Here is a 7,847-nt window from a genome sequence, read left to right on the forward strand (position 1 = left end):
CGGACGTAAAGCGTCGCAGCTCGTGCGAAGCACGGTGAGGAAAGCAGTCCGGACACGCACCTCCGGAGGCCCCGGCCCCCGGCACCACAACGCACCCCGCGCCACGCCCCGCGCCGGAGGCGCACCGCACCCCGCGCCGAAGGCGCACCGCACCACGACCCCCCGCCGGACGGCGCACCGCACCCCGCGCCACGCCCCCCGCCGGAGGCGAACCGCTACCGGCGGCGCAAGTCCGCCACCCGCGCCCGCTCCCCCGGCTCCTGCGCCGCCAGCGACGCCGCCGCACTCCGCAGTTGCGGACCCGGCCCCCCGCTCCCCGGCCCCTGGCCCGGACCCGGACCCGCCGCATGCGTGCGGCGCTGCCCCGGAAGCGGTACGTCCCGACGCGACTGACGCCCCGCCGGATGCACGTCACCGCCCGACGCCCCGGCCCCGGCAGCGGCCCCGGCGACAGAACCGGATGCGGACCCGGAGCCCGCACCGGCCGACGCCCCGGACACCCCGCCCACAGAACCGCCGGCTCCGCCGGCCACCGCGATCTGCACCCCCTGATCCGCCAGCGCCTGAAGCTCCGTCGCCGCGCGATCGTCATGCGCCGGCGGCTCGTCGGTCACCAGCCTGCTGATGAGATCCGTCGGTACCGTCTGGAACATCGTGTCGGTGCCCAGCTTCGTATGGTCGGCCAGCACCACGACTTCCGCCGCGGCCTGCACCAGCGCCCGGTCCACGCTCGCCGAGAGCATGTTGGACGTGGAGAGCCCGCGTTCGGCGGTCAGTCCGCTCCCGGACAGGAACGCGCGGGTGACCCGCAGGCCCTGGAGGGACTGCTCCGCCCCGCTGCCGACCAGCGCGTAGTTGGAGCCGCGCAGCGTGCCGCCGGTCATGACGACTTCGACCCGGTTGGCGTGCGCGAGGGCCTGCGCGACGAGCAGCGAGTTGGTGACGACGGTCAGTCCGGGGATCCGCGCGAGCCGGCGGGCCAGCTCCTGCGTGGTCGTACCGGCGCCGACGACCACGGCCTCGCCCTCTTCGACGAGACTCGCGGCGAGGTCGGCGATGGCCGTCTTCTCGGCCGTTGCGAGATGGGACTTTTGCGGAAAGCCGGATTCTCGCGTGAATCCGCCCGGCAATACCGCACCGCCGTGCCGACGGTCGAGGAGTCCTTCGGCCTCCAGCGCCCGCACGTCCCGCCGTACGGTCACTTCGGAGGTCTGGACGACGCGGGCGAGCTCACGGAGCGACACGGCTCCGTTGGCGCGCACCATTTCGAGGATCAATTGGCGACGTTCTGCAGCGAACACGAAACTGACAGTAACCCCAACGACCGTCTGCTTTCAGCAGTTTGCGCCGAATAACAGAAGTTGTACACAGACGAGCGCGCACAGTGGTATAAAGCGATCCCGCTTTTCGAACGCACCACCATGGAACGGGCTTACCCAGCCCTACGAGCCGATGAACGCCCCGCCGGAACCCGCCGGGGACGCCCGCCGGGGACGCCCCTCGGGACCGGCGGACCGGGTCAGCTCTCCTCGCCGGTCTTCACGGTGTGCAACTGCCGCGCCACCTCGGCGATCGAACCCGACAGGGACGGGTAGACCGTGAAGGCGTTCGCGATCTGTTCCACGGTCAGGTTGTTGTCGACGGCGAGCGCGATGGGATGGATCAGCTCGCTGGCACGCGGCGATACGACGACCCCGCCGACCACGATCCCGGTGCCCGGACGGGCGAATATCTTGACGAAGCCGTCCCTGATGCCCTGCATCTTGGCGCGCGGGTTGCGCAGCAGCGGCAGCTTGACGACACGGGCGTCGATCCTGCCGGCGTCGACGTCCGCCTGGCTGTAACCGACGGTGGCGATCTCCGGGTCGGTGAAGACGTTCGACGAGACGGTCTTGAGGTTGAGCGGGGTGACCGCGTCGCCGAGGAAGTGGTACATCGCGATCCGGCCCTGCATGGCCGCGACGGAGGCGAGGGCGAAGATCCCGGTGACATCGCCTGCGGCGTAGACGCCGGGCGCGGAGGTACGGGAGACCCGGTCGGTCTTGATGTGGCCCGACTCCTTGAGCAGGACGCCGGCCTCCTCCAGGCCCATGCCCGCGGTGTTCGGGATGGCGCCGACCGCCATCAGACAGTGCGTACCGGAGATGACCCGGCCGTCGGAGAGTGCCACCTCGACCCGGTCACCGACCCGCTTGGCGGCCTCGGCACGGGAGCGGGACATCACGTTCATGCCGCGGCGCCGGAAGACGTCCTCCAGTACGCCCGCGGCGTCCGGGTCCTCGCCGGGCAGCACCCGGTCACGGGAGGAGACGAGCGTGACCCGCGAGCCGAGCGCCTGGTAGGCACCGGCGAACTCGGCGCCGGTGACACCGGAGCCGACCACGATCAGTTCCTCGGGCAGCTCGTCGAGGTCGTACACCTGCGTCCAGTTGAGGATGCGCTCGCCGTCGGGCTGCGCGTCCGGGATCTCGCGGGGGTGCGCGCCGGTGGCGATCAGTACGGCGTCGGCGGTGAGCGATTCCTCGCTGCCGTCCGCCGCGGTCACGATCACCTGGCGCGAGCCGTCCACGGCCTGGCGTCCGTCGAGCCGCCCGCGCCCGCGCATGACGCGCGCGCCGGCCCGGGTGACGGAGGCGGTGATGTCGTGCGACTGGGCGAGCGCGAGCCGCTTCACCCGTCGGTTGACCTTGCCGAGATCGACCCCGACGACGCGGGCCCTCTGCTCAAGAGGAGGAGTGTCGTCCGCGACGATGATGCCCAGTTCCTCGTAGGAGGAGTCGAAGGTGGTCATCACCTCGGCCGTCGCGATGAGGGTCTTCGACGGTACGCAGTCGGTGAGCACCGACGCGCCACCGAGTCCGTCGCAGTCGACGACGGTCACTTCCGCGCCGAGCTGAGCCCCTACGAGAGCCGCCTCGTAGCCGCCGGGGCCGCCACCGATGATCACGATCCGGGTCACGAAAAAGTCCGCCTCGCGTTGTCAACCCGGCCCGTCTGCCACCCCGGCCGGGGTTCCGGGGGAGCCCCGGGGGATGCAGTACGTACTCCATTGTCCCGCACGCTTCAAGCACCGCCCCTCCGGGGTCCAATCTTTTCGGGGGCTCGGGTCGCCACCCGAAGAGAGACAGCCGGTACCTCAAGGTCACCCCCGGGGGACCTCGGTTCGCCCCGGGGCGAACCGAGCCCCAGAAAAGCAAGCCACGTCTGTACCTCCCGTACCCTCGACCCCATGTCGCTCTACGCCGCGTACGCCGGCAACCTCGACGCGCGGCTGATGACCCGCCGCGCCCCGCACTCCCCGCTGCGTGGCACCGGCTGGCTCAACGGCTGGCGGCTGACCTTCGGCGGCGAGCAGATGGGCTGGGAGGGGGCGCTGGCCACGGTCGTGGAGGCGCCGCGTTCCCAGGTCTTCGTCGCGCTGTACGACATCGCCCCGATGGACGAGGACTCCATGGACCGCTGGGAGGGCGTGGGGCTCGACATCTACCGCCGTATGCGGGTACGGGTGCACACCCTGGACGGCGAGGAGCCGACCTGGATGTATGTCCTGAACGGCTACGAGGGCGGTCTCCCGTCGGCGCGCTATCTGGGCGAGCTGGCCGACGCGGCGGAGTCGGCGGGCGCCCCTCACGATTATGTGATGGAGCTGCGCAAGCGCCCCTGCTGACCGGGCGGGGCGAACCGCACCGGGCCCGACCGGCGAGCGGAAAAGCAGCACGACGCGGCCGTTTTCGTTGGAAACGACAGTACAACGATGTCAAACCCGTTTCGGCCTTCATCTACGCGCGTAGGGCATGACCGGCTACCCTCATCCGCGTGAACGCATCTGTTATCCCGGCCAACGCCGACGGACCCGACCCCCTGGCCGCCGCCGACGCCGCCGCCACCCGCCTGCGCGAGCTGACCGGCGCCGAGACCCATGACGTCGCCCTGGTGATGGGCTCCGGCTGGGCGCCGGCCGTCGACGCGCTCGGCACCCCCGAGGCGGAGTTCCCCGTGACCGAGCTCCCCGGCTTCCCCCCGCCGGCCGTCGCAGGGCACGGCGGCAGAATCCGCTCGTACCGGATCGCCGAGAAGCGCGCGCTGGTCTTCCTGGGCCGTACGCACTACTACGAGGGCCGCGGGGTCGCCGCCGTCGCGCACGGCGTACGTACCGCGGTGGCCGCGGGCTGCAAGACCGTCGTCCTGACCAACGGCTGCGGCGGGCTGCGCGAGGGCATGCGCCCCGGCCAGCCCGTGCTGATCAGCGACCACATCAATCTGACGGCCGTCTCCCCGATCGTCGGCGCCAACTTCGTGGACCTGACGGACCTGTACTCGCCGCGGCTGCGCGCGCTGTGCAAGGAGATCGACCCGGCCCTCGAAGAGGGGGTGTACGTGCAGTTCCCCGGCCCTCACTACGAGACGCCGGCCGAGATCAACATGGTCCGCGTCATGGGCGGCGACCTCGTCGGCATGTCCACCGTCCTTGAGGCCATCGCGGCCCGCGAGGCGGGCGCCGAGGTCCTCGGTATCTCGCTGGTCACGAACCTGGCCGCGGGCATCTCGGGCGCACCCCTCAACCACGAGGAGGTCCTTCAGGCGGGCCGCGACTCGGCGACCCAGATGGGTGCTCTGCTCGCCCAGGTACTTGAGCGCGTCTAGCCCAGGTACTTGAGTGCGTCTGGACGAGTAAGTCCCTTCGTCCGGATCGAGCCCGGCAAGATCCCAACGACAGGCCCCAGTGCCTGTTCGCCGGACAGGGCCTAAGCCGCGTCCGAGTCGGGAATGACATCCCGCCGGGGCCACGCCGTCGGCCCCGGCAGCACAGCTACCAGGAGGTGCCCCCCACCGTGCAGCAGGACGCCACGCATCAGGACCTCATCGCGCGGGCCAAGGCCTGGCAGGCCGAGGATCCCGACAGCGACACCCGCGAAGAGCTGGGAAAGATCATCGACGCCGGGGACACCGGCACCCTGGCGGAACGGTTCGCCGGCACGCTCCAGTTCGGCACCGCCGGGCTGCGCGGCGAACTGGGCGCCGGGCCCATGCGGATGAACCGCATGGTGGTCATCCGCGCCGCGGCCGGGCTCGCCGCGTACCTCAAGGCCCAAGGCCATGGTGACGGCCTGGTCGTCATCGGATACGACGCCCGCTACAAGTCCGCCGACTTCGCCCGGGACACCGCCGCCGTGATGACCGGCGCCGGGCTGCGCGCCGCCGTACTGCCCCGGCCGCTGCCGACGCCCGTCCTCGCCTTCGCCGTACGGCATCTCGGCGCCGTCGCGGGCGTGGAGGTCACCGCCAGCCACAACCCGCCCCAGGACAACGGTTACAAGGTCTATCTCGGCGGCGGCTCCCAGATCGTGCCGCCCGCCGACGGCGAGATCGCGGCCCGGATCGCCGCGGTCGGCCCGCTGGCCGGTGTGGCCCGGCCCGACGAGGGCTGGGAGATCCTCGGTGACGAGGTCCTGGCGGCGTATCTGGAACGTACGGACGCGGTCCTGACCCCCGGCACCCCCCGCACCGCGCGCGTCGTGCACACGGCGCTGCACGGCGTCGGTACGGAAACCCTCCTGGCGGCCTTCGCGCGGGCCGGCTTCCCCGAGCCCGTGCTCGTGGCGGAGCAGGCCGAGCCCGATCCGGCCTTCCCGACCGTCTCGTTCCCCAACCCGGAAGAGCCGGGCGCGATGGATCTGGCCTTCGCCACCGCCCGGCGCGTACGGCCCGACCTGATCATCGCGAACGACCCGGACGCGGACCGCTGCGCCGTCGCCGTCCCCGACGACACGGTCGTCAGCGGCTGGCGGATGCTGACCGGCGACGAGGTCGGCGCGCTGCTCGCGGCCCATCTCGTCCACAAGGGCGCGACGGGCACCTTCGCCGAGTCGATCGTCTCGTCCTCCCTCCTCGGCCGGATCGCCGGGGCGGCGGAGCTGGGGTACGAGGAGACGCTGACCGGCTTCAAGTGGATCGCCCGCGTCAAGGGTCTGCGGTACGGCTACGAGGAGGCGCTCGGCTACTGCGTCGACCCCGACGGCGTCCGCGACAAGGACGGCATCACGGCCGCGCTGCTGGTGGCCGAGCTGGCCTCCGAGCTGAAGGCCAAGGACCGCACGCTCACCGACCTCCTGGACGATCTGGCCGTCACCTACGGTCTGCACGCCACGGACCAGCTCTCGGTCCGCGTCCAGGTCCTCTCCCTGATCACCGACGCGATGCGCCGCCTGCGCGAGAATCCGCCGACGGAGCTGGCGGGGCTGACCGTCGCCTCCGTCGAGGACCTGACGCACGGTACGGACGCCCTTCCGCCGACGGACGGCCTGCGCTACCACCTGGAGGGCACGTACCGCGCCCGCGTCATCGTCCGGCCGAGCGGCACCGAGCCCAAGCTCAAGTGCTATCTGGAGGTCGTGATCCCGGTGGCGGACGCGACGGCGCTGACCACCGCGCGCACGGCCGGTACGGACGTACTGGCGGCGCTGAAGCGGGACTTGGCGGTCGCGGCGGGTATCTGAGCCCCGCGCCGCACCTCCGCGCGTACCGCAGTAGTGTGTCGGACTCCGCAGGGGTCCGACAGCGACGGTGGACCGCTGGACGGGTAAGTCCGAAGTGGCGTCGTCCTCCCCCGGGCAGACCGGACAGGACCTAGTGACCTGAGTCGGAGATTCGTCGGCAGTAGGCGGCGACTTTGTCGAGGATCTCGTCGGCGGTCTTCGTCCAGACGAAGGGCCTGGGTTGCTCGTTCCAGTCGGCGAGCCAGCCGCGGATGTCTCGTTCGAGGGCTTGGACGGAGCGGTGGACGCCGCGCTTGAGCTTCTTCTGCGTGAGCTCGGCGAACCACCGCTCCACCAGGTTCAGCCAGGACGAACTCGTGGGTGTGAAGTGCAGGTGGAAGCGGGGATGCGCCAGCAGCCACTGCTTGATGACGGGTGTCTTGTGGGTGACGTAGTTGTCGAGGATCAGGTGCAGATCGAGGTCGGCGGGTACTTCCTTGTCGAGTTTGGTGAGGAACTTCTTGAACTCGACGGCCCGGTGACGGCGGTGGAGGGAGCCGATGACCTTGCCGGTGGCGACCTCCAGGGCCGCGAACAAGGTGGTGGTGCCGGCACGGACGTAGTCGTGGCTGCGGCGTTCGGGAACTCCGGGCACCATCGGCAGCACGGGCTGGGACCGGTCCAGGGCCTGGATCTGCGACTTCTCGTCCACACACAGGACCAGGGCCCTCTCCGGCGGGTCGAGGTAGAGCCCCACCACGTCACGGACCTTGTCGATGAACAACGGATCGGTGGACAGCTTGAAGGTCTGCGACCGGTGCGGGGCCAGGGCGAACGCCCGCCAGATCCGCGAGATCGCGGACTGGGACATGCCCGTGGCCGCGGCCATCGACCGGGTCGACCAGTGCGTGGCGTTCTTCGGCTTCTCCTCGAGCGTCTTGACGATGACCCGCTCGACGTCCGCATCAGTGATCTTCCGCGGGACACCGGGCCGCGGCTCGTCGGACAGGCCGTCCAGGCCCCGTTCGAGGAAACGCCGCCGCCAGGTGCGGACCGTGTCGGCAGTGACACGCAGCCGGCGGGACACCTCCATGATCGAGTGCCCGTCGGCGCACTCCAACACGATCCGCGACCGCAGAGCCAAAGCCTGAGCTGTCGAACGACGACGCACCCAGCCCTCCAGTACAGCCCGCTGGGCATCAGTGACCGACAACGGCGGAATCTTCGGACCCGGACGACTCATACCCAACCAACGACGAATCTCCGACTCAGGTCACTAGGTCCTGTCCGGTCGATCTTCGCGGATCAGCCCGCGGCGTCTGGTGCCGTGCATCGCAAGGCGGAGGATCGGCCTCGTACTGGACGTACTTG

General features: G+C 70.6%; 6 protein-coding genes. 3 read left to right on the forward strand and 3 right to left on the reverse strand.

From position 1 onward, the window contains the following. Positions 1-215: 215 nt before the first annotated feature. Positions 216-1,301, reverse strand: a complete 1,086-nt coding sequence (locus AB0M67_RS41465) for a DeoR/GlpR family DNA-binding transcription regulator (protein WP_365753384.1) — start codon at positions 1,299-1,301, stop codon at positions 216-218. A 218-nt stretch (positions 1,302-1,519) separates the two neighbouring features. Further along, on the reverse strand, positions 1,520-2,959 hold the full coding sequence (locus AB0M67_RS41470) for an NAD(P)H-quinone dehydrogenase (RefSeq protein WP_365753385.1): 1,440 nt from the start codon (positions 2,957-2,959) through the stop codon (positions 1,520-1,522). A gap of 270 nt (positions 2,960-3,229) precedes the next feature. On the opposite strand from AB0M67_RS41470, the gene AB0M67_RS41475 reads away from it, so the two are divergent. From AB0M67_RS41475 to AB0M67_RS41485, 3 genes are all read left to right on the forward strand, one after another. After that, entirely contained in the window at positions 3,230-3,667 is a 438-nt protein-coding gene (locus tag AB0M67_RS41475; protein ID WP_030355792.1) for a gamma-glutamylcyclotransferase, read from the forward strand. Positions 3,668-3,816: 149 nt separating this feature from the next. Further along, on the forward strand, positions 3,817-4,644 hold the full coding sequence (locus AB0M67_RS41480) for a purine-nucleoside phosphorylase (RefSeq protein WP_249948165.1): 828 nt from the start codon (positions 3,817-3,819) through the stop codon (positions 4,642-4,644). 188 nt (positions 4,645-4,832) lie between these two features. Beyond that, positions 4,833-6,497 (forward strand): phospho-sugar mutase, encoded by a 1,665-nt coding sequence (locus AB0M67_RS41485; RefSeq protein WP_365753387.1) that lies wholly within the window; start codon positions 4,833-4,835, stop codon positions 6,495-6,497. Positions 6,498-6,627: 130 nt separating this feature from the next. On the opposite strand, the gene AB0M67_RS41490 is transcribed toward AB0M67_RS41485, so the two are convergent. Further along, the gene (locus AB0M67_RS41490; protein ID WP_365753389.1) at positions 6,628-7,719 is read right to left on the reverse strand and encodes an IS630 family transposase; all 1,092 of its coding nucleotides are present in this window, start codon (positions 7,717-7,719) and stop codon (positions 6,628-6,630) included. Positions 7,720-7,847: the final 128 nt, after the last annotated feature.

This window comes from Streptomyces sp. NPDC051662, from assembly GCF_040681655.1.
Classification (GTDB): domain Bacteria; phylum Actinomycetota; class Actinomycetes; order Streptomycetales; family Streptomycetaceae; genus Streptomyces.